The sequence below is a fragment of the Acrocarpospora catenulata genome, from assembly GCF_018476525.1.
Lineage (GTDB): Bacteria > Actinomycetota > Actinomycetes > Streptosporangiales > Streptosporangiaceae > Acrocarpospora > Acrocarpospora catenulata.
This window is the reverse complement of sequence record NZ_JAHCST010000014.1, coordinates 183,002-204,947: the sequence shown is the minus strand read 5'-3', so window position 1 is coordinate 204,947 and position 21,946 is coordinate 183,002. Positions and strand designations below refer to the sequence as shown.

The following is a 21,946-nucleotide window of genomic DNA, read 5'->3' as shown; positions in this document are numbered from 1 at the left end:
GGCGGCAGACCTCGCCAGCGCGCGTCGGCGTGCGCCTGGGCCGCCGCGGCGACGGCGTCGTCGACATCGGCGGCGGTCGCCTGGGCGACCCGGCTGAGCAGGGCGCCGGACGCGGGATCGAGGACGTCGATCCGGTCCCGGTCGCCCGGGGGAACCCACGCCCCGCCGACGAGGAACGGCTCCTCGTCGCGGAGCGGAACCAACCTGCCGGTGCCGGCTGCGGTGGTGCTCATGTACGTCGTGCCCCCAATGGCCAGAAGGGATCCTAACTTTCAACCCTTGGATCCAATAATACGATTTGATCGCGCCTTTACGCCCAGGGGGTCGGTTGTTGGCCCACCATGGCGATTCAGGACCCGGTTACGGCCGGTCCAGTAGGCGGCGCGGGTTCTCGACGAGGATCCGTTCGACGACCTTGCCGTCCCCGCCCGCCAGCCGGGTGATCCCGGGGCCGATCCGCCGGAACAGGTGGTCGTAGCCGAACCCGCCGTTGTGCTTGAGGTTGGCCTGCGCCCACACGTCGGCCCCGATGACCAGCCGGTCCGCGAAGCCCTCGGACAGCAGCCAGGCCACCATCTCGAAGCGTTCCGCGTCGGTGGGGTTGCGCTGCGCGGGGTCGCCGTACAGGAAGTCCGAGCCGAAGGTGTCGTAGGCGAGCATCGCCCCGGACTGCGCGACCTCCCGGTGGTAGCCGGGGTCGAAGTACTCGTCGAGGTGGCCGATGACCACTCGCGAGGGGTCCATCCCCTCCTCGACCAGCGCCTCCAGCACCGGGATGGCGGGTTTGCCACGGAAGGACAGGTGCACGTAGACGGCGGCGCCGGTCTCCGCCCCGGCCCGGCCGGCCGCGCGGAGCACCTTCCACTCGCCGTCGGTGACCGGCCAGCTGGTGCCGATCTCACCGAGCAGCGCCGGGCGGATGCCGGTGCCGCCGATGCCGTTCCGCAGCTCGTCCAGGAGCATCTCGGTGACGCCGTCCACGTCGGCGGCGCGTACCCGATCCGGGTGGGTCTGCTCCACGTAGAAGCCGCCGCCGACGCAGATGTGCACGCCGCTGCGGCGGGAGATGTCCGGCAGCTCGGCCAGCCGCCGTCCCATGCCCTCCAGGGTCAGCTCGACCACGGCGCTCGCGCCGGCGGCCCGCGCGTCCGCCAGCTCCCGCACCGCGACGTCCGGATCGTGCAGCACCAGGTTCTCGGGGATGGACAGGGCGTTCCACCGCAGGTAGCCGAGGAGTTCCGGGCCGATCGGCACCCCTGGCGGCGGTTCCTCCGCGCTCGGCCTGCTCCACACCCGCAGGTCGCTGAGCAGGTGCTCGTGCATCGAGGTGGGCCCCAGCTCGGCGGGGTCGATGGGCCCGAGAACGGTGTGAATGGGCATGCTGTGTCCTATCGATCCGCGTACACGGTCTGGCCGCCGACGACGGTCCGGAGCACCTGGATGTCGGCGACCCGCTCGTCCTCGGTCTCCACCGGGTCCGCGCTGAGCTCCACCCAGTCGGCGAGCGCGCCCGGCGCGAGCCACCCGCGTTCCCCGTCGGCGAAGCAGTACCTGGCGGCGTCCACGGTGTACATGCGGAGCGCCTCCTCGGCGGTGATCGCCTGCTCGGGCCCGAGCGGTTCTTCCAGGCCGCGGACCCGCCGGGTCCTGGCCTGCCACATGCCGAACAGCGGCGACATCGGGAAGTCCGGGCCGTCGGAACCGCCCGCCACCGTCACCCCGGCGTCGAACCAGTCCCGCAGCGGCGCGGTCCCGGCGGCCGGTTCCCCGAACCGCGCGGCGATCCCGGACGCCACCCGCCACTGCATGGCCGGCTGGGTGGAGAGCAGCACGCCGAGCCGCTCGGCCAGCGCCATGCTCTCCGCCGACGGCCAGAGGTAGCAGTGCATGATCGAGAACCGCAGGTCACGGATGGGCCACTCCGCGTCCGCGCGCTCGAACGCGGCCAGGGCGACCCGGACCGCCTCGTCGCCGACGGCGTGGATCGCCATCGACCAGCCTTCGCGTGCGCAGAACCGGACGAGTTCCTCGAAGGTCTCCGACCCGCAGGTCTGGTTGCCGTGGTACCCGTCGGTGCCCGGCCAGGGCCGGGAGAGCAGCGCCGTGCCGAAGCCGCCGGTGCCGTCCAGGTAGACCTTGAGCGGCCCCAGCTTGAACAGCTCGTCGCCGAACCCTGTCCTTACCCCGAGCCCGCCGAGCCCACGCAGGAACTGCTCGGGTGGGATGTCGGTGTCGGCCAGCGGCATGCCCATGGTCCGCATGGTGAGCCGTCCGGTCCGCCAGGCGTCCTGGTAGACGGCCATCTCGTGGGGGAACAGGCCGGGCTCGCTGGCCCCGGTGACGCCCAGCGAGTGCAGGTGACGCTGGGCCTCGTCCAGGGCGGCGTCCAGTTCCTCCGCCGACGGCGGCGGGATCAGCGAGAAGACCAGGTCGGCCGCCGGGCGCTCGATCAGGACGCCGGTCGGCTCGCCGTCCGGGGTCCGCTCGATGCGCCCGCCGGGCGGGTCGGGAGTGCCGCGGTCGATCCCGGCGCGGCGCATCGCCTCGCTGTTCACGATCGCGTCGTGGGTACGCCGGTCCAGGTAGAGGGCCACGCCCGGGGAAACGGGGTCCAGATCGGCCGCGGTGGGCAGCCGGCCCTCGGCGAGGTCCTCCTCGTGGAAGTGGGCCCCGACCACGACCCAGTCGTGGCCGGGGTTGGCCGCGAGCCAGTCCCGGATCCGGTCGACCACCTCGGCCACCGACCCCGCCTCCGAGATGGTCAGCCGGCGGCGTTCCAGACCGACGGTGAGCACGTGGATGTGGGAGTCGATGAACCCGGGGAGCACGGGCCCCGCCGCCTGGTGGACGGGGACGTGCTCGCCCGCCAGCGCGCGGACCTCGGCGAGGTCGCCCGTGGCGGCGATCCGGTCGCCGACCACGAGCATCGCCTCGGCCAGCGGGCGCGCCGGGTCCATGGTCCGGATGCGCCCGGCGACCACGGTCGCCGGGCCGGCCGGATCCGGGCTACTGGCCAAGCCAGCCCGTGTACCAGGCGAGGAGAGCGTCCCGCTGCTCCGAACGCGCACGGGAGTTCTGCCAGACGATCTTGTCGTGCGCGGGAGCGGTGACGACGTTGTCAAGGGTCTCCTTGGTCATGTGCTGGAACGCGTCGGGGTTGCCGGGGCCGTAGCCGGTCAGCTTGGCGAACTCGGCCTGCCGCTGCGGGTCGCTCATCCACTCCGCGAGCGCGAAGATGTTGTCCGCGTTCGGCGCCTTGGCCGGGGTGACCATCACGTTCGGCGCGACGACCGCCTGGTTCCAGGAGACGGTGACGTCCTGGCCGCCGTTGCGGAGCGCGGCGTACTGACCGCTCGGGCCGAGCGCGACCGCGGCGGTCCCGGAGGCGATCAGCTGCTGGATCTCCGGGTAGGAGTTGTAGAAGACCATGTTCGGCCGCAGCTCGTTCAGCTTCTTGGTGCACCGGTCGAGGTCGAGCGGGTAGAGCTGGTCGGGGGCCACGCCGTCGGCGAGAAGCGCGACCTCACAGGTGCTGTCGTAGCTGCCGGGGGTGCCGGGCCAGGCCCGCTTGCCGGGGAACTTCTTGACGTCCCAGAAGTCGGCCCAGGTCTGCGGGCCGCCGTTCGGGAAGGTACTGGTCAGGTAGCCCTGGGCGTGGCCGACCAGGAAGGTGCCCCAGGCCTTGTCCCTGATGTCCTCCGGCAGCTGCTGGTCCAGGGTGGCGCCGGCGGGCCGGGAGAGGATGTTGTCCTTGTACCGGTAGGCGAAGTCGAGGCCGACGTGCATGGCGTCGTAGTCGCCCGCGCCGCCGTTGAGCATGGTGTCGACGAGCGCGTCCTCCTCGACGGTGGAGACCACCTCCACCCCGGTGTCGCCGGTGAACCCGTCGAAGTAGGTCTGCTGGCGGGCCTTGTTGGTGGGGCCGCCGAAGTCGGCCCAGATGATCTTTCCGGACAGCTTCTGCCCGCCGGACGGTGCGGCCGTGCCGGGCGCGCCGCTCGTGGTGGACTCGGTGCCGCCGCCGCAGGCGCTCAGCGCGAGCGCGGCGGTAAGGGAGAGCGCCACCGCGGAGAACAGGCGGCGGGCAGGACGTGAGAGAGCGGGACGGAGCGGCCGTGGAGCGGACATAGGCTTCGAGCCTCCAAGTCGGGACGCTGCGGTGGCGCAGATACCTCAGGGGATCGTGGATTCAGTTTGAGGCGTCTTGGATCCCATTTAAGCGCCTAGGATGCATCCGTAGGTTAAGGACAGGTATCGGATTTCGGTCACCCCGGCTCGTCCAGCACCGGCGCCCCCGAGGCGAACCTGCGGACCACGTTGCCGAGCAGCCGGCTGACCTCCCCGTCGAGCTCACGGAGCGCCCCCGCGAACGCGATGGACCCGACCGAGAAGACCGCTCCCCCACCGGCCCGGGGCACGAGCACCAGGTCCGCGTGGACCCGCGGGTTCCGCCCGCCGCCCAGCACTCGGCTGGTCATGTTGAAGTTCTCCCTGGCCTCCAGCATGTCGTCGTCGTGTCCGACCGAGGTCGCGAGCACGATCGCCTCGTCCGCGGTGCCCAGCAGCGGGCCGGCCGAATCGATCTCCAGCCCGGCCGCGCCGCCCGACACGCCGTCGGCGCCGAAGTCCCGGGCGCGGACGCCGTCGAACACCCAGTCGGTGGCGGGGTCGTAGGCGATCCGGCGGTACGGGGCCCCCGAGCCCGGGTTGCCCGCGGCGACGAACCCGACCCCGAAGGTCTTCTGCGGCGCCCGGCCACGGAACCGCCAGATGCCGCCCTGCTGGCCGGTGAACCCCAGGTGGTACTCGCCGGGCTCGGCCAGCCAGGCCTGGGTGCCGCCCCACCGCCGGATCTCGATCACCTGCTCGTCCTGCGGATCGACGCCGGTCACCCAGTACATCCCGTTGCCGCCGAGGTAGCAGAGCCGCCCGCCGGTGGCCGCGTACTCCTCGTAGGCGGTCAGCATCTCCAGGGTGGGATATTCCGGATGCGTCCCGGTGAGGACCACGGCGTACTCCGAGAGCAGGCCGACGCCCTCGCGGTGCAGGTCCCGGTCGGTGGCGACGTCGAACGCGAGGCCGGCCCGGTCGAGCCAGTCGACCAGCTGCATGTCGCCGGTGAACTGCCAGACCGGCGCGTTGTGGTCGTAGACGCGCTCGCGCAGGGTGAGCAGCGGGCGCCGCCAGCTGGAGTAGCAGACGCCGGTGCCGTCGGCGTGCGCCTCGTACAGGGAGTAGCCGAGCTCGCGGTGGGCGTCCCGGAACAGCTCGAAGTCGTCCAGGGCCGGGACCTGCTGGGTCCACACCTGGGTGCGCGGGCTGTCCACCCCGACGTGGTCGTTGCCGTAGGCGAGGTAGCTGTTGGTGGGCAGGACGAGCAACACCGGCGCGGGGCGCGCCCCCTCGGCCGGGCGGACGAACACCGGCACCGTGTCGGCGGCGCCGTCGGTGTCGGTCAGCTCCAGCGCGTAGACGCCGCTCGGCAGGTCGTCCGGCAGGCGGAGTACAGCCTGGTCACGCCAGCCGCAGTCGGTCATATCGTCCCGGTGGAAGTGGATCGCGGCGTATTGATCGGGAGCGAACCGGAAGTCGGTGACGTCTCCCGTCCAGCCTGACGCGGTCACTGCGCGTTGCGGGTGGTGTACCGCCGTCCCGTGCCGCCCGTACGGCCCGGCGTCGGCGACATGCCCGGTACGGCTGACGCCCCTGGGACCGATACCCGCCGCCAGATCCCAGGCGGCGACGACGTCCGGATGCGCGGCGAGCGTTCCCCGGTCGCCGGGCGCCCCCGCCCGCCCGACGATGACCGGGTTCTCGACCCGCCCGTCGTAACGCTCATCCCGCTCACCGCGCTCCGACCGCCGCGCCCAGCGCAGTGGGACGCCCTCCGGGAGAAGGGGATCCCCGGGCAGCCGGGTCTCGGCCTGAGCCGGGGCGGTGCGGGGCAGCACCACCCTGTCGGACTCGAACGTGCCACACGAGGCGACCTCCAGCTCGACGGCCGCCCCTGCGACGCCGCCGATCGAGGCCCGCAGCTCGTACCAGCACCCGGACACCAGCGGCGCCCCGGCGACCAGCTCGACCACGCCCGCCTCCGTTGCCACCACGAGCCGCGCCCGCCCGTCGGCGGCCAGACCGAGCGTCCAGCCCGCCGTCCCGTCCCAGTGCGCGAGCACCGACTGGGCGTCCACACCCGGCCGGGTCGGCATCACCGCGACGGCCACGGTCAGCCCGGCGGGTCCAACAACAGGGAAGTCCTCGACTCGCACAGACGAGCCCACGACTGTCTCCTGCGCGATCCCCGGACGGGTGATCGGAGCGACCCCTGGCACCGGCTCGATCCGCCGTGGCATACCCGCGCTCGGGATCGACAGCGCGAACAGGCGGACCAGCCGGGCGGTCCACTCGGCCGCGGTGGTGCTCACGTAGCAGGTCACGTCGTCGCCTGGCCGGTAGGAGATCCGGTCGGTGTACCCCATTACCCCGAGACGCCCGCTCACGAAAGCACCTCGTAGTCCCGCAGCCTGCGCAGCAGCACCGCGTGCTCGGCCTCCTGGCGGGTGGGGTACCGATCGGCACCGTCCGGCGTCGGTGGCGCGCCGCGGACCGGGGCGCGGCGGACGACCGCGAAGCCGTCCGGTGTCCGCAGCACGGCGTACCGCGGCAGTTCGGGGTCGGGGTTGCGGCGCAGGAAGTCCAGCACCTCGACCAGCGCGGCGGACTGCCTGCCGCGCGGCGGGTTGGCGCGTGCCTCGGCCAGCAGCTCCGGGGTGACGAGGGCGCGGATCCGGTTGGCGCGGATGAACTCGTCCTGGACGCTCAGGACCATGCGGGCTCCCCTCAGACAAGTGACCATTCTGGATCCTAGCAAGATGATTTAGGATCCAGATCTGACGTCTAACCCCCCGAGGAGTGCCACCGTGACTCTGACCAATCGGCCGCTGGAGGTCGCCGCGGGCGAACTCGCCGAGAAACCCCTCGCGCCGCCGAGCGCCACCCCGCTCGACGGCGAGGTGCTGGTGCGCAGCCGGGTGGACTTCACCAACGAGGCGCGCACCGTCATCTCCGGCATCTGGGAGAGCGAGCCGGGCCGCTCCCGGTGGGAGTTCGACACCCGTGGCGAGATCATCCACGTGCTGGCCGGGCGGATGACCGTGCGGCGCGACGGCGGGGAGCCGGTAGAACTGGCCGCGGGCAGCACCGCCTACTTCCCCATCGGCTGGACCGGGGAGTGGACCGTGCACGAGCGGCTGCGCAAGGTTTACGTCGTCTACAAGGAGGCCTGAGCATGGAGATCATTGGAAACGCCGTCCTCATCGTGGTCGACATCCAGGGCGGCGGGGTGCCCGAGGCGGAGTCCCGGACCGAGATCCCGCACATGGGCGGCCGGTACGAACGTGTCGCGCGGGTCGAGAAGCTGATCGACGACTGCCGCGCCAAGGGTGTCCCCGTCGTGTTCATCCAGGAGGTCCACAAGCCCTCGCTGGTCGACATCGGGCGCGAGCTGGACGGTGTGGAGGGCCCGCACTGCGTCGAGGGCTGGCCGGAGACCGAGCTGGCGCCGCACATCCGGCCCCGGCCCGAGGAGTTCCTGATCCGCAAGCGCCGCTACTCGGCGTTCTTCGGCACCGAGCTGGAGATCGTGCTCAAGGCGTACCGGGCCGAGACCGTGCTGCTGATCGGCGGGCTGACCGACGTCTGCATCCACTACACGGCGGTGGACGCGCACCAGCACGACTACCACGTCAAGGTGCTGACCGACTGCGTCGGCGGCTCCTCGCAGCGCGCCCACGACGCCGCGCTGGAGGCCGTCCAGTACCTCCAGCGGGACGCGCTGGTGACCAGCGAAGAGGTGACGGCGTGGCTCGACGCCCGTGAGCCGGTGGCGATCCCTTAGTCAGCGGCGCCAGGTGCGCAGGCCGTGTCCAGGCTCGGCGGCGAGCACGCCGAGCCCGGCCACGGCCAGGGCGGCGGCGGCCACGAACGCCGACCACTCCCCCCACCAGCCGGACAGCACACCGCCGACGAACGAACCCCCGGCCAGCCCGACCGCGATGTACGCGTTGAAGAAGCCGAGCCCGGTGGCGCGCAGGCTCGACGGCAGCCGTTCTGTGGCGATCATGGTGAGGGACGGGAACAACGGGGCGAACCCCACCCCGAGCACCACCGCGCCGACGGCGGCCAGCGCGAACGACCCCGCCGCCGCGACCACCAGCAGCCCGGCGGCCACGCAGCTCAACGCCAGCGCGGCCGACCGCCGGGCGCCGATCCGGTCGGGCAGCGTTCCGACCGCCAGCCGGGCCAGCACCACCGAGGCCGCGAAGACGGTGAACACGCTCGCCCCGCCGAACACGCCGTCCGGCCGGATCCCCCGGGACTCCAGGTGCAGCACCAGGTAGGTGAGCAGCACACCCTCGGTGGCCCAGACCAGGCCCGCGACCACTCCGGCGAGGGTCACCGACCGCACCGCGACCCGCCAGCCGGGCGTGATGGGCGCACTGGGCGCACTATTGGGCGCGCCGTCGGTGGGACCCGCCGCGCCACCGGCCAGGTTCTCCCCCGTCACGACCGCGGTCTCCTCCGGCGGGAATCCGTCGGCCCGGTGCCGGACGACCAGCGCGGCGAGCACGGACCCCAGTTGCAGCGCCCCGCAGACCAGCCAGACCGCGCCGAACCCGGCCAGATGGAAGGTGTTCTCGCCGACCACGGGCCCGAGGGCGAGCCCGATCCACACGCCGAGGCCGAACACCCCCAGCGCCTGCCCGCGCCGCTCGGCGGGGACGATCGCGAGCACCCAGGCCATCAGCGCCGTCGCGATCGCCGAGCCGCCCGCCCCGAAGAGCACCCGGCCCGCGGCGACGCCGGGGACGGTGGCCGACAGGACCAGGAACAGCACGCCGACGGAGCCGAGCAGGCCGCTGGCCACCGAGACCACGCGGTAGCCGTACCGGTCGGCCAGTACGCCGGCGAACGGCTGGACCACGAGCGACGCGATCGGGGAGAGCCCGACCAGCGCCCCGACCAGGGCGGGGCCGCCGCCGAGCACCTCCACCACGTAGCGTGGCAGCACGGGCGCCGTGCTGCTGTAGGCGACGTTGCTGAGCGAGGACGAAACGAAGATCAGCCAGAAGGCGGGCGTCGAGAAGCGCGGCGCGCCACCCCGCCTCATCCGCGGCGGTCGGCTGAGTTGAGATCCGCGTTCTCGCCGGGGAAGCTATGAGACGCGACGATTGTATCCATGTCTCGATTATCAACACAGTTGGCTGATGTTCATCCCATTTTGACGTGATTCTCCGCATACTGAATCCATGAGTACGCCGATCGGATCCAAAGTTGCCCTAGCGGCACCACATCGTGCGGCCATCGACGCCGGCCGGCACGCGGTGTCCGCGAGAGGCAACGCGCTCGACGCCGCCCTCGCCGCCGCCACCGCCCTGACCGTCGTCTACCCGCACCAGTGCGCGCTCGGCGGCGACCTGGTGGCGCTGGTCCGCCAAGCCGGACCGGACGGCCCGGAGACGACGGCCGTCGTGTCGGCCGGAGCCGCGCCCGCCGCCCTCACCTCTGACCGGCTCCCTGGCCCCGCCATGCCGCGGCAGGGCCCGCACACCGTCACCGTCCCCGGTGTCGTCGCAGGCTGGCAGGCACTGGCGGGCCTGGGCGCCCGGCTCCCCCTGAGCGATTCTCTCCGGTACGCCCAAGGGCTGGCCGAGCGGGGATCCACCGTCACGGACGGGCTGCGGCGGGCGCTCGACAGCCGGGGCGAGGCCGTACTCGCCGATCCCGGCCTGCGCGCCCTCTTCGCGCCCGACGGCGACCTGCTGCCCACCGGCGCACGCTTCACCCAGCCCGCGCTCGCCCGCACTCTCGCGCACCTGGCCGACGACCCGGCGAGCTTCTACCACGGCGAGATCGCCGAACGCCTGGTCGCCGGACTCCGCGCCACCGGGGGCCTGCACACCGCCGCCGACTTCGCCGCCCACCAGGCGGAGGTCGTCCCCGCGCTGTCCGCCCGGATCGGCCAGGACACCTGGTGGGCCGCCCCGCCCCCGACTGCTGGGCCCCTCCTGCTCGGCGTGGCGAGCGCAGCCGCGTCCGGCTCCCTGCTCGACGCCTGCCTGCGGGCCATCCAGGTACGCGCCTCCCACCTCGGCGACCCGCGAACAGCGCCGGTGAACATCCCGGCGATCCTGGCCCTCAACCCGCTGGCCCTCGCCACGGCCCCGGGGTCGGAGCCGCCCGCCCATGGGGACACGGTGGCGATTTCCGCGAGCGACGACTCGGGGCTCTCGGTGGTGCTGATCCAGAGTGTGTTCCAGACCTTCGGCGCGGGCCTGCTCGAACCCGAGACCGGCATCGTCCTGCACAACCGCGGCGCGGCCTTCAGTCTCGACCCGGCCGGCCCGGCCCGGCTGACCCCCGGCTCCCGGCCGCCGCACACGCTCTGCCCGCTGATCGTCGACTCCCCTGACGGGGTGCTCGCGATCGGCTGCCAAGGAGGCCGCGCCCAGCCGTGGATCCTGGCGCAGGTCGCCCCCGTCCTGCTCGCCGACCCCGGCAAGGATCCCGCGGAGGTGCTCGCCGAGCCACGCTGGGTCGTCGGCGACGTGGACCTCGGGCACGACCGCACCACCCTGGTCGCCGAACCCGGCCTCGACGCGGTGCTCCGCGCGGCGCGGTCCATGGGGCTGCCGGTCGACGAACGCACCGGCCCTGAGGACATCGCCGGGCACGTCCAGCTCACTCGCCGCCGGGTGGGGCCCGACGGGACGACCCGGCTGGACGCCGCGAGCGATCCCCGCGCCGACGGCGCGGGCGAGCTGATCGAGGGGGGACACCGATGACGACGATCGTGGCCGGGCACCTGGTCACGATGGATCCCGAGCGGCCGGTCGCCGAGGCCATGGCCGTGGTCGCGGGCCGGATCGCCGCCGTCGGATCCCTCGCGGAGGTGCGCGCCGCCTACCCGGAGGCCGCCGTCGAGAGGCCGGACGCGGGCGCCGTACTGCCCGGCCTGATCGACGCCCACCTGCACCTGGCCCGGGCGGCGCTCAAGTTCGAGCACGACGCGGGCGGGGCCGAACCCGACGTCCCCGGTTTCCTGGAGATCATGGCCAGGGACTGGCACGGCGAGGAGTGGGACGTCCCCCGGTCGCCGGCGGAACGCGCCGACGCCCTGCGCCGGGTCCAGCCGCTGCTCCACGGGCTCGGGATCACCGGTGTCGTCGATCCGGCGGTCACCGAGCCGGAGCTGCGCGGATACCAGGAGTCGTGGCGGCGCGGCGAGCTCACCGTGCGGGTGACGGCGATGCCGTACCCCGGGCTGGGCACGCCGCGGGCGCCCACCGTCGAGGACGCGATCGGGCGGCTGAGCGGGCTCGGCCTGCACACCGGGTTCGGCGATGACGTGCTGCGGATCGGCGGGGTGAAGGTCTACTTCGACGGCGAGGGTCTGAAGAGCGAGGCGCTGCTGGACGCGCCGTGGCCGTCCACCGGGTCGCCGGGACGGCAGCTCCTCGCGGACGAGGACTTCGCCGAGTTCGCCCGCTTCTGCATTGAGTACGGCTGGTCGATGGGCGTGCACGCGGTCGGCGGCGGCGCCGTCGCCAAGGTGGTCGACCTGCTCGCCCGCGCGGCCGGGGAGCGCTCGCTGCGCGACGGCCGGTTCCAGATCATCCACGGCTACCTCGACGTCGCCCCCGCCACGATCGCCCGGGCCGCGGAGCTCGGTCTGGTGGCGAGCGCGCAGCCGTCCATCACCTGGTTCAACGGCGCGCGGCTGGCCGAGGAGCTGGGCGCGCGGACCGACACGATCAACCCACTCCGGTCCTGGCTCGACGCCGGGGCCAGGGTGGCCCTCGGCTCCGACGGGCCGTTCTTCCCTTTCGACCCCTGGCAGCTGATGTGGACGGCGGTGACCCGGCGCGTCGACCGCAGGGACGACCCGCTCGGCCCGACCGAGGCGATCACCGTCGCGGAGGCGCTGGCCGGATACACCCGCTCCGCCGCCGACGCCGCGTTCGCGGGCGCCGACCGCGGCGTCCTGCGCGCCGGGCGCCTGGCCGACTGGATCGCCGTCGACCGCGACCCCACCGCCCTGCCCGCCGACGACCTCCGTTCGGTACGCGTGCTCCGTACCGAGGTCGGCGGCCGAACCGTCTTCCGGGAGTCCTGATGACCACTTCCCCCGACGCCCTGCACCGCTGGCCGGCCCGTGACCTCGCGGCGGCCATCAGGGAGCGGCGCGTCTCCGCCGTCGAGGTGATGCGTGCCCACCTCGACCGCATCGACCAGCTCAACGGCTCGCTCAACGCGATCGTCTCCGCCCTGCCACGGGAGACGGCGCTGGCGATGGCGGAAGAGGCGGACCGCGCCGTCGCCCGTGGGGACGAGCTGGGCCCACTGCACGGGCTGCCCACCGCGGTGAAGGACCTCGTCGACGTCGCCGGCCTGCCGACGGTGCACGGCTCCGCGGTCCACGCGGACGCCCCGCCCGCGGCACACGACAGCGTCCTGGCCGAACACCTCCGCGGCGCCGGGGCGCTCATCATCGGGAAGACCAACACCCCCGAGATGGGCCTCGGCACCCTGACCTTCAACCCCGTCTTCGGCACCACCCGCAACCCGTGGGACCTCACCCGGCACGCCGGGGGCAGCAGCGGCGGGGCCGCGGCCGCCCTGGCCAGCGGGATGCTGCCGATCGCGGACGGCTCCGACAGCGGCGGCAGCATCCGCTACCCGGCGGCGTTCTGCAACGTGGTCGGCCTGCGCCCGACCCCGGGAGCCGTGCCGAGCGGCCGTCCCGGCAACGCCTGGAGCCCGCACGGGGTGCTCGGCCCGATGGCCCGCGACTCGGCCGACGCGGCCCTGCTGCTGAGCGGGATCGCGGGGCACGACCGCCGGTGGCCGCTGTCCTGGATCGAGGATCCGTACGGGCTGGCCTGCCTGGACGAACTCGACCTGCGCGGGCTCCGCCTCGCCTGGAGCGCCGACGTCGGCGGCCTGCCGATCGACCCGGAGATCCGCGCCGTGCACGCACGGGCCCGCGCCGCCCTGGAGTCCGCCGGCGCGACCGTCATGGACCGCGAACCGGACTTCTCCCGCGCCGACCAGGCCTGGGAGACGATCGAGATGTTCGAGTTCTTCTCCTACGGCCACGAGCGGGTGGACGCGCTGCCCGAGGCCGCGCGCGCGGACTACCGCGAGAACTTCCTGCGCAACGTGGAACAGGGCCGCGGGACCAGCGCGCGTACGCTCGCCGAGGCGTTCGCGTGGCGCACCGAACTGTTCCGGGACACCGCCCGCCTGCTGGCGGACGTGGACGCGCTGGTGCTGCCCGCGACCCCGGTGCCGCCTCCCCCGGCGGAGCTGGAGTGGGTACCCGAGATCGACGGGGTGCGCTTCGACCGGTACTTCCGCTGGCAGCTGGTCGCCAACCGGATCACGGCGACCGGCCACCCCGCCCTCGTCACCCCGGGCGGTTTCACCGAGGCGGGGCTGCCCGTGGGCCTCCAGGTGGTCGGCCCGTCGCGCGGCGACGCACGGCTCCTGGCGATCGGCGCGGCGATCGAGAAGGCACTCGGCCTCGTCGGCAGCGCGCCGACCGCCATTCCGGACTGAGCCCCCGCCGGTCAGGCGCCGAACAGCGCCCGGCGGGGATTGTCCACGGTGAACTTGCGGATCAGGCCGGGGTCGAGCCCGCGTTCCACGGCCAGCGGGAAGAAGTCGGTGAACAGGAAGGCGTAGCCGGGGCCGCCCTTGAGGTGCAGGTGCGAGCGGGCGCACACGTCCTGGGAGAGGAGGATCTGGTCGGCGTAACCGGCGTCCACCAGCTGGAGCAGGTAGGAGATGCGGCGTTCCAGCTCCGGCATGACCAGGTGCCCGCCGATCCGGCAGGTCATCAGGCAGTCGTACTGGACGAACACGCCCCGGCGGGCGAGTTCGAGCGAGTAGCGGATGTGCTTGACCGTGTCGGCGTGCCCGACGACGATCCGCTCCGGCGGCACGCCCTCCTCGGTCAGGATGTCGAGCTGGGCCAGGCCGACGGGATGGGTCGGCGCGTGGGTGCTGATCATGACGCCGGTCTCCCGCGCGGCCCGGCCTGCGGCGCGGAAGGAGCGCTCCTCGGCCGTGGTGACGTAGGCGTGGTCGGCCGCGATCTCGCCCAGGAAGCCCGCGCGCACCCCGGTGCCCGGGATCTCCTCGACCAGGTCGCGGATCAGGAAGTCCGCCAGCCGGTTGGTCGGCGTGGTCTCGAACCACTGTCTGTTCAGGTAGCTGTCGTGGTAGTGGCCGGTGCCGAGCACCACGGTGAGCCCGACGGTCTCGGCCATCGCCCTGGTGGCCAGCACGTTGGCGGGCGACCGTGAGCCGGTGACCGGGTCCTGGTGGGGGCTCATGCCGACCTCCTCGCCCCAGAAGAGCGGTGCGGCGAGTTCGCTCAGCTCGCCGTTGGTGACGTCGAGGATGGTGGTTCCGCCGGCCTCGACGTACCGGCGCAGCTCGGCCTCCTGTTCCTCCCAGACGTTGAGCAGGCCGTCCCTGGGGGCGGTCGGCAGCATGTTGATGAAGACGTGCTCGTGCGGCAGGGTCACGCCGAGTTCGGCGGGTGCGATCGGTCCCGTCACGCTGTTGACGCTGGTGAGCGCAGCCATGCGATACCTCCGGTCTGGCTGGGGAAGGGGGTGGCGCGGGGGCGTCACAGCCAAAAAGTCCGAATTATGGATTCCCAATCGCCAACTTGGGATCCAATAATAGGGCCGTACGCCGTTCAGAGGAGTGCTGTGACCGACTTGACCGCAGAGCAGCGGGTGGCCGAGCTCGGGCTCGCCATCCCCGACTACGCCAACCCGCCGTACGGACAGCGCTACGGCAAAGTGAAGGCGTTCCACCGGTCCGGGCGCCTGGTCCTGCTCGGCGGGATCACCTCGGAGTCCCGGGACGGCGAACGCCTCCACCCGGGCGTGCTCGGCGCCGGCCTGACCGTCGAACAGGGCTACGCCTCCGCCCGGCAGGCGGCCGTCAACTGCCTCGGTATGGTCAGGTACGCCATAGGCTCCCTGGACGAGGTGACCGCCATCCCCCGGGTCCAGGTGTTCGTCGCCGCCGTACCGGAGTTCGAGGAGCATCACCTGGTCGCGGCGGGGATGTCCGATCTGTTCCTGGAGGTGTTCGGCCCCGAGATCGGCATCACCGCCCGTGCCACCATGGGCGTGACCGGCCTCTCCCGGCGCAACTCCGTCGAGCTGTGGCCGACCTTCGAGAGCCGGGAGGCGGTGTGACGAGGCCAAGCTGTAACACGGCCGATACGCACGCCCAGTAGTTTCGGATCCGACATCGACGTTTTTGGATCCTCAGAATCATCGTGACTCGCCAAGGAGAAAGCGTGGCCCCACCCCTCAAGCGATCACACGCGACGCCTGGCGGGTCGCGGTGAGCACCACGACCGCTCCCCCGGAGCACGCCGCCCCGGCAGACCGGCACGAACCGGGGCGCAACCGCGCGGAGGCCCGCTGGTTGCTCTGGCCGCCGCTGGCCTTCTTCGTGGTCGCCCTCGGGGTGCCGCTGGCCGCCCTGGTCCTGCGGGCCCTCGACAACGAGACCGGGGGCAACAGCTTCACCGCCGCTCTGACGATGCCCGTCTTCCTGGACGCGCTGGGCCGGACCGTGCTGATGGCGGCCGTCGTCACCGCGCTGACCGTTCTGCTCGGCACCGCCTACGCGACCGCCGTCGCCGTCTCACCCGGCTGGCTGAAGATGCTGCTCATCGCGGCCCTGCTGCTCTCCCTGTGGACCTCGATCATGGTCAGGACCTTCGGCTGGATGCTGCTCGAACTGCCGCGCGGCGCGATCTTCTGGCTCGGCGGCAACCTCGGGCTGATGGACGAGCCGCTCGGGATCTACCAGACGGCCGTCGCCATGTACCCGGCGATGGTCGCCGTGATGCTGCCGTTCGCCGTGCTCCCCATCACCTCCGCCCTCGCCGCCATCGACCGCGAACAGCTCAACGCCGCCGCGGTCTTCGGCGCGGGACCGCTGCTCACCTTCCGCACCATCATCCGCCCCGCCATCACGCCCGCGATGATCAGCGGCGGCGTCCTCGTCTTCGTCATGGCGCTCGGCTTCTACGTCACCCCGCTGCTGCTCGGCGGCCCGGCCAACATGACGGTCTCCGGCGTCATCTCCGGGCAGCTGCGCACCGCCGGCCGCCCCGACCTCGGCGCCGCGATGAGCATCCTGCTGGTCGGCGGCACCATCGCGATCTACCTGGTCGCCGACCGCCTGTTCAAAGTCAGCGAGAAGTGGGGCTGACCCGATGACCGATCGTTCGCTGCTCCGCGCCATCGGCTGGTACCGGACGCCCATCATCGCGATCGGGCTGCTGGCGAGCCTGCTGTTCTTCGTGCCGTTCCTGGTGGTCGTCGCCACCTCGTGGACGTCCGGGTCGTTCATCCTCTTCCCGCCGACCGGGTTCTCCCTCCAGTGGTACGAGACGGTGCTCACCGACCGGCAGTGGCTGAACTCGTTCTGGCTGTCGGTCGTGGTGGCGGTGATCTCCACGGTGGCCGCGGTGCTGCTCGGCACCCTCGGCGCGCTCGGCCTCACCCGGATCCGCAGCCGCGCGCTCCAGCGGTGGGTGCGCACCCTGTTCATCGCGCCGATCGCGCTGCCCCCCATCGCGTACGCGGTCGGGCTCTGGTCGGTCGACCGCCGGTTGCCGTTCCTCGACGACACCCTGGTCAGCCTGGTGGTCGGGGAGACCCTGCTCGCCGTGCCGTACGTCTTCGCGCTGGTGTCCAGCGGGCTCGCGGGCACCGACCCCTCGCTGCGACCGGCGGCGAGCACGCTCGGCGCGTCCTGGCCCATGATCCTCTGGCGGATCGAGCTGCCGCCGCTGCTGCCCAGCATCCTCGGCGGCGCGCTGTTCGCCTTCACCGTGGTGTTCGACGAGGTCGTCCTGTCCGTACTGCTGCTGCCTCCGGGCACCCAGACCCTGCCCCTGAAGATGTTCACGGCCTCGCAGGAGGCGTTCTCCCCCGAGCTGACCGCGGCCTCCACGATGGTCTCGCTGCTGGCGATCCTCGTCCTCGGCGGCGCCCAGCTCGCGTCCAACCGGCGCAACCGCGCCGCACGGCTCCGGCGAAAGGCATCGGCATGACCGTCGCGCTCTCCGTTCAGGACGTTCACGTCACCCTCGGCCAGAACCACGTGCTCAAGGGCGTCAGCATCGACGCCCGGCCCGGAGAGTTCGTCACGCTGCTCGGCGCGAGCGGCAGCGGCAAGTCGACACTGCTCAACGTCATCGCCGGCCTGCAGGGCATCGACCGCGGCCACGTCGCCTTCGACGGGACCAACGTCGAGAAGCGCCCGCCACGCAAGCGCGGCGTCGGCGTCGTCTTCCAGTCCTACGCGCTCTTCCCGCACATGACGGTCGGCGAGAACGTCGCCTTCCCGCTGCGCGCCGCCCGCCGCCCCGCCGCGGAACGGGCCAAGGTCGCCCGCGAGATGCTCGAACTGGTGCAACTCGGCGAGATGATCGGCCGACGGCCCGCCCAGCTCTCTGGCGGCCAGCGGCAGCGCGTCGCGCTGGCCCGCGCCCTGGCCGCCAACCCCGGCATCCTCCTGCTCGACGAGCCGATGGCCGCGCTCGACAAGCAGCTCCGCGAGCAGATGCAGGTGGAGGTCACTCGCATCCAGCGGCAGGTGGGCATCACCACGGTCTCGGTCACCCACGACCAGGCCGAGGCGATGACCATGTCGGACCGGGTGGCCGTGATGCGGGACGGCCGTTTCGTCCAGATCGACACGCCGGAGAACATCTACCGCAAACCGGCCACCGAGTACGTCGCCCGTTTCGTCGGCGAGGCCAACCTGTTCCCGGCGCGCGGCGGCGAACTGCTCCCCGACGGCGTCACCGACGGCCGCACCGGCACCGCCGTCATCCGCCCGGAAGACCTGCGGGTCCTGACCGGAGCCGAACCGGCCGACGCCTGGTCGGTCTCCGGCGTGGTACGGCTGCTCAGCTTCCAGGGCTCGCGGTTCCGGCTCGAAGTCGTCAGCGACACCGGCGGGCGCGTCGTGTGCTCGCTGCCACCGCAGACGGACGCCGGCACCCTCCTGGACGGCAACCGGGTCCGGCTCGGCTGCGCCCACCCCGACCGGGTGCACGTGATCGCCGCGACGGCCAACGACGACGCGCAGGAACTGGTCGTCGCATGATCGAGACGGTGCTCGGGCCCGTCCCCGCCGAGGCGCTCGGCGCCGTCGACATGCACGAGCATCTGCTCCTGGACGCCGGCGGCCTGCGCCGGGACGGGGTGGCCGAGCCGACGCCGGAGCACTCCGAGGTGCGCCCGGAGGTGCTCGGCTACCTGCGCTGGAACGCGCTCGCCCTGGCCGACAACCTCCGGCTGGACTCCGCGGACACCGCGGTCGAGGAACTCGTCCTGGCCCGGAACGCCGGCGTCGGCACCGTCGTCGAGGCCACCAGCGTCGGCCTGGGACCCGGGCACGACGGCCTGCCGGAGCTTTCCCGCCGCTCCGGGGTCCACGTCGTGGCCGCGTACGGGATCTACCTGTCCTCGGTGCTGCCCGAGTGGGCCGCGGCCCTCGACGAGACCGCGCTCGAGAAACACCTGACCGGCGCCCTGGAGGACCACGTCCCGGGCACCGGCTACCGCGCGGGCCTGCTCGGCATCATGGGCACCACCGGCACGGTCACCGCCGTCGAACGCGCCCGGCTCCGCGCCGCGGCCCGGGCCGCGGCCCGGACCGGCGCCGCCGTCACCGTCCGGCTCGACCCGGACACCCGATCCGGAACCGACGTCATCGACCTGCTCACCGGGCAGGGAATGGCGGCGGACAAGGTCCTCTTCACCAACTGCGACGAGTTCCTCGACGCCCCGTACCTCGCCGACCTCTCCGCCGCCGGAGCCACCCTCGAAATGTGCTTCGGCACCGAATTCCAGCACCTCGGCCGCGTGGAGAACCCCTCGGACCGGGAACGCCTGGACTTCCTCGTCCGCTTCCTCGACGCCTACCCTTCCTCTCGGTGGGTGATCGGCGGCTCCACCTGGACCAAGATCCAGCTCACCCGGTACGGCGGCGGCGGACTCGCCCACCCACTCGGCCGAATGGTCCCCGAACTCGCCCGCCGCGGCATCCCCCCGGAGACCCTCACCACCATGACGGTACGGGAGCCCGCCCGCCTGCTCGACCGATCCTGAGCCTCATCCGCAGACGCTCCGACCCACGGCGACCGTCACCCGACGCCGGCTCTCCGCATGTCCTAGCTGGGCCTATACCTCGCATATACCGACGTGGGCGAGGCTCCGCCTGAGCCAATTGAAAGGAGCTCAGACATGCGCAGACTGCGCCCGAAACTCGGAAAAATGGCGATGGCCACCACCCTTGTCTCTGGGATGCTCTTCGCAGGCGCCTCCTCGGCGCAAGCGGATGCCCTCGGCTGCAACGGAAACGTCTGCATGTACCTCTCCACGCCGAAGAACGGCACTGTGTACGTCCAGGCGTACCCCAAGAGCGGCAGCTTCTACGGAAACTTCGATCTCGTGGGCCCTCTCGGGCTGTATCGGCACGGCGCCACCCGGACGTGGAAGAACGGTGCGTTCGAGGCCAAGCAGGAGTGGACCGGCATCCCTGCCGTCGTCGGCAAGTACTGCGTCTCAGGCTGGGTCAACGGTACGCGCATCGGGTACCCGTGCGAGAACATCCTCTAAGCGACCCGGCGATCTCAGCGGGGCAAGGGGACCGGCCCCACGCAGTTAGACGGCGCCGCCACCCGAAACCGCACTGACCACCCCGGATGCTTCGAGGTGGCGGGGCCGGCCCGTCGCACAGGCCGGCCCCATCACAGGGCGTCCGAGCGGGATCGCCCACGCATTTTCACAGGGCGAAGGAACTCAGTCCCCGTCGCCTCCGGTGCTTCCGCCGCGCTGGTCAGGCGACCTGTGCACGGAAAGATCAGGCGAGGCCGATCTGCTGGTAGAACGTCTGGTTGTCCCAGAACAGGAATTCCTCGTCCATGGTGCCGCGCCGGTTCCAGATTCCGACCGTGGCCATATTGATCGAGTACGCCTTGCCGGTCGGCTGGATGAAGCCGCCCTTCCCATCGGGCATCGGGCGGGTGAAGGTGCCCTGCATCACCCCGGTGACCGCGGTCAGTTCGTTCTTGGCCACCCGCAGCGGGTGCGAAACGATCCGCGTGTCCGGTGCCCAGACGAACAACGCCGCCAGGTCCTGGATGTGCTTGTCGATGCCGTCGGTGTAGTGCCCGTCCGGCCAGTGCACGCGGATGTTCTTGGAGTGGCTTTCGCCCAGGCGAGCCCAGTCGGCGTGGGTGAAGACGTTGAAGTCCAGCTCATCGAAGGTCTTCAGGTGCTGCCGCTCGGCGCCGGTCAGATTGCGGGGGAAGGGCGGGTTGGGCACCGGAGTGGTGGCCGGGTCCGGATAGAGGCCCGGGCTCGCCTCCGCGGCTCCTGCCAGGTCGGTGCCGCTCACGACGGCGGTGATGGCGAGTGCGCCGAAGGCGGCGGCTCCGCCCCTGAGTAGCGAACGACGTTCCATGATTGCTCCTCGATCTGTCGGACCGGGCCTGACCCCAAGAACTCCGACTGATCAGATACTGACGGCGCAACCATACACCCGAAGATTGTTGACAATGCAACTAATGACGAATCAACTATCACCGGGATAGGATTCGGCCATGTTCTCCTCGCCCGTGATCGACGACCGCCTGATCACCACTTTCGGCCGCCTGGCCGAGGCCTATAACCGCCTCGAACGACGGCTCGGTCCGGCCATGCAAGCCGAGGCCGGGCTGCCGCACGTCTGGTTCGAAGTGCTGCTCCGGCTGGCCCGCTCCGAAGGCGAGCAGTTGAGCATGAGCGCACTGGCCGAACAGATCACGCTCACCACCGGCGGCGTCACCCGGCTGATCGACCGGATGGAGGCGGCCGGGTACGTCGAGCGCCGCCCCTGCCCCACCGACCGCCGCGTCTCCTACGCGTGCCTCACCGACACCGGCCGCGGCGTCCTCAACCGGGCCGCGACCGTACACGCCCGCAATCTGCGCGAGGTCTTCGCCGACTTCGGCGAGAGCGACCTGGACACCCTGGACAAACTCCTGGACCGCCTCCGAGAAGCCGCCCCGCACCTGGCGCCATAGGTGGCGGCTTCGTGCTCAGTGCGGCCGCGGGGAGACCATGCGGTAGCCGACGCCGCGTACGGTCTGGATGAGGTGGTCGTCGTGGTCGTTCAGGCGGGCGCGTAGGCGTTTGAGGTGGACGGCGATCGTGTTCGTGGCGGCGGGGGTGGCGGAGCTCCAGACGTAGCGGGTGATCTGTTCGCGGGTGACGATGCGGTCCACGTTGCGCATCAGGAAGTGGAGGAGCTCGAACTCACGCAGCGGCAGGTGGACCAGCTCGCCGGAGACGTGCACCTGGTAGGAGGTGGTGTTGAGCTCGATGTGGCCCACCTTGACCACCGGCCGGGGCGCGTGTTCCTCGTGGGCAGCCGCCTGGATGAGCGGCATCAGCTCCGGCATCCGGTACGGCCGGGCCACGCAGGCGGTGGCCCCGACCGCCAGGGCGCGTACGGCGAGCTCGGCGTTTCCCTCACCGATGCCGAGCAGCACCGGCACGGCCCTGGTCTTCCGTACGGTGCGGATGAACTCCACGGCGCCGATGACCGGCAGGTCGGCGCTGACCAGCAGCATGTCCGGATCCTCCGCGCCGGTCGTCAGCAGCGCCTGGGCGCCGTCGGCAACGCCGATCACGCGCACCCCCTCGCGTTCCAGGGCGACCGCCAGTTCCGCGAGGTAGGAGGCGTCGGGATCGGCGACCAGCAGCGTGGTGTCCCCGCGCCCGTCGGGTGCCGACTGGATCACGCTGCTTCCTCCCGTTCGTCCTTCGGCGTCCTGTGAAGGCCC

Annotated in this window: 22 protein-coding genes; 12 read left to right on the top strand and 10 right to left on the bottom strand. The window is 71.9% G+C overall.

All coding sequences use genetic code 11. The features are described 5' to 3' along the window. The 6 genes from KIP79_RS17665 to KIP79_RS17640 all read right to left on the bottom strand — a co-directional run. Positions 1-233, bottom strand: a 233-nt coding sequence (locus tag KIP79_RS17665) for an aldehyde dehydrogenase family protein (protein ID WP_214105918.1), incomplete at its 3' end; no start/stop codon positions are given. Between the two features lie 127 nt (positions 234-360). Then, positions 361-1,380, bottom strand: a complete 1,020-nt coding sequence (locus KIP79_RS17660) for a phosphotriesterase family protein (RefSeq protein WP_214105917.1) — start codon at positions 1,378-1,380, stop codon at positions 361-363. A gap of 8 nt (positions 1,381-1,388) precedes the next feature. Further along, positions 1,389-3,017, bottom strand: coding sequence for an amidohydrolase (locus KIP79_RS17655; protein WP_214105916.1), 1,629 nt, complete (start codon positions 3,015-3,017; stop codon positions 1,389-1,391). Beyond that, positions 3,007-4,128, bottom strand: a complete 1,122-nt coding sequence (locus tag KIP79_RS17650) for an extracellular solute-binding protein (RefSeq protein ID WP_214105915.1) — start codon at positions 4,126-4,128, stop codon at positions 3,007-3,009. Before KIP79_RS17650 ends, KIP79_RS17655 begins: the two co-directional genes overlap by 11 nt. Positions 4,129-4,265: 137 nt before the next feature. Further along, positions 4,266-6,500 carry a N,N-dimethylformamidase beta subunit family domain-containing protein gene (locus KIP79_RS17645; RefSeq protein ID WP_214105914.1) on the bottom strand — a complete coding sequence of 745 codons (2,235 nt, stop codon included), beginning with the start codon at positions 6,498-6,500 and terminating at the stop codon, positions 4,266-4,268. Next, complete coding sequence (locus tag KIP79_RS17640; RefSeq protein ID WP_214105913.1) at positions 6,497-6,829, bottom strand: N,N-dimethylformamidase alpha subunit family protein; 333 nt, start codon at positions 6,827-6,829, stop codon at positions 6,497-6,499. Before KIP79_RS17640 ends, KIP79_RS17645 begins: the two co-directional genes overlap by 4 nt. Before the next feature lie 91 nt (positions 6,830-6,920). Between KIP79_RS17640 and KIP79_RS17635 the strand changes: the two genes are divergently transcribed. Further along, positions 6,921-7,286 carry a cupin domain-containing protein gene (locus KIP79_RS17635; RefSeq protein ID WP_214105912.1) on the top strand — a complete coding sequence of 122 codons (366 nt, stop codon included), beginning with the start codon at positions 6,921-6,923 and terminating at the stop codon, positions 7,284-7,286. A gap of 2 nt (positions 7,287-7,288) precedes the next feature. Further along, positions 7,289-7,897, top strand: coding sequence for a cysteine hydrolase family protein (locus tag KIP79_RS17630; protein WP_214105911.1), 609 nt, complete (start codon positions 7,289-7,291; stop codon positions 7,895-7,897). Here KIP79_RS17630 and KIP79_RS17625 read toward each other — a convergent pair whose 3' ends face one another. Continuing rightward, on the bottom strand, positions 7,898-9,169 hold the full coding sequence (locus KIP79_RS17625) for an MFS transporter (protein WP_214105910.1): 1,272 nt from the start codon (positions 9,167-9,169) through the stop codon (positions 7,898-7,900). A gap of 139 nt (positions 9,170-9,308) precedes the next feature. Here KIP79_RS17625 and KIP79_RS17620 point away from each other — a divergent pair, with 139 nt between their 5' ends. The 3 genes from KIP79_RS17620 to KIP79_RS17610 are packed head-to-tail and all read left to right on the top strand — an operon-like array spanning position 9,309 to position 13,620. Beyond that, entirely contained in the window at positions 9,309-10,844 is a 1,536-nt protein-coding gene (locus KIP79_RS17620; RefSeq protein ID WP_214105909.1) for a gamma-glutamyltransferase, read from the top strand. After that, a complete protein-coding gene (locus tag KIP79_RS17615) occupies positions 10,841-12,175 on the top strand; it encodes an amidohydrolase (RefSeq protein WP_214105908.1) in 1,335 nt (444 codons plus the stop codon). The genes KIP79_RS17620 and KIP79_RS17615 overlap by 4 nt, the downstream gene beginning before the upstream one ends. After that, on the top strand, positions 12,175-13,620 hold the full coding sequence (locus KIP79_RS17610; protein ID WP_214105907.1) for an amidase: 1,446 nt from the start codon (positions 12,175-12,177) through the stop codon (positions 13,618-13,620). The genes KIP79_RS17615 and KIP79_RS17610 overlap by 1 nt, the downstream gene beginning before the upstream one ends. 11 nt (positions 13,621-13,631) lie before the next feature. On the opposite strand, the gene KIP79_RS17605 is transcribed toward KIP79_RS17610, so the two are convergent. Then, complete coding sequence (locus KIP79_RS17605) at positions 13,632-14,654, bottom strand: phosphotriesterase family protein (protein ID WP_214105906.1); 1,023 nt, start codon at positions 14,652-14,654, stop codon at positions 13,632-13,634. Positions 14,655-14,783: 129 nt separating this feature from the next. Between KIP79_RS17605 and KIP79_RS17600 the strand changes: the two genes are divergently transcribed. From KIP79_RS17600 to KIP79_RS17575, 6 genes are all read left to right on the top strand, one after another. After that, positions 14,784-15,281 (top strand): RidA family protein, encoded by a 498-nt coding sequence (locus tag KIP79_RS17600; protein WP_214105905.1) that lies wholly within the window; start codon positions 14,784-14,786, stop codon positions 15,279-15,281. A 151-nt stretch (positions 15,282-15,432) separates the two neighbouring features. Then, the gene (locus KIP79_RS49480) at positions 15,433-16,311 is read left to right on the top strand and encodes an ABC transporter permease (RefSeq protein WP_214105904.1); all 879 of its coding nucleotides are present in this window, start codon (positions 15,433-15,435) and stop codon (positions 16,309-16,311) included. A gap of 4 nt (positions 16,312-16,315) precedes the next feature. Then, complete coding sequence (locus tag KIP79_RS17590; RefSeq protein WP_214105903.1) at positions 16,316-17,158, top strand: ABC transporter permease; 843 nt, start codon at positions 16,316-16,318, stop codon at positions 17,156-17,158. After that, positions 17,155-18,219 (top strand): ABC transporter ATP-binding protein, encoded by a 1,065-nt coding sequence (locus tag KIP79_RS17585; protein ID WP_214105902.1) that lies wholly within the window; start codon positions 17,155-17,157, stop codon positions 18,217-18,219. Before KIP79_RS17590 ends, KIP79_RS17585 begins: the two co-directional genes overlap by 4 nt. Next, positions 18,216-19,226: a phosphotriesterase family protein gene (locus KIP79_RS17580; RefSeq protein ID WP_214105901.1), complete on the top strand. Its 1,011-nt coding sequence runs from the start codon at positions 18,216-18,218 to the stop codon at positions 19,224-19,226. The genes KIP79_RS17585 and KIP79_RS17580 overlap by 4 nt, the downstream gene beginning before the upstream one ends. A 135-nt stretch (positions 19,227-19,361) precedes the next feature. Continuing rightward, positions 19,362-19,736: a hypothetical protein gene (locus KIP79_RS17575; protein WP_214105900.1), complete on the top strand. Its 375-nt coding sequence runs from the start codon at positions 19,362-19,364 to the stop codon at positions 19,734-19,736. Between the two features lie 244 nt (positions 19,737-19,980). Here the strand turns inward: KIP79_RS17575 and KIP79_RS17570 are convergent, their stop codons facing one another. Then, a complete protein-coding gene (locus KIP79_RS17570) occupies positions 19,981-20,583 on the bottom strand; it encodes an ester cyclase (RefSeq protein ID WP_214105899.1) in 603 nt (200 codons plus the stop codon). A 139-nt stretch (positions 20,584-20,722) separates the two neighbouring features. Here KIP79_RS17570 and KIP79_RS17565 point away from each other — a divergent pair, with 139 nt between their 5' ends. Beyond that, positions 20,723-21,184, top strand: coding sequence for a MarR family winged helix-turn-helix transcriptional regulator (locus tag KIP79_RS17565; protein ID WP_214105898.1), 462 nt, complete (start codon positions 20,723-20,725; stop codon positions 21,182-21,184). Positions 21,185-21,199: 15 nt separating this feature from the next. Here the strand turns inward: KIP79_RS17565 and KIP79_RS17560 are convergent, their stop codons facing one another. After that, a complete protein-coding gene (locus KIP79_RS17560; RefSeq protein ID WP_214105897.1) occupies positions 21,200-21,904 on the bottom strand; it encodes a response regulator transcription factor in 705 nt (234 codons plus the stop codon). Positions 21,905-21,946 lie beyond the last annotated feature (42 nt).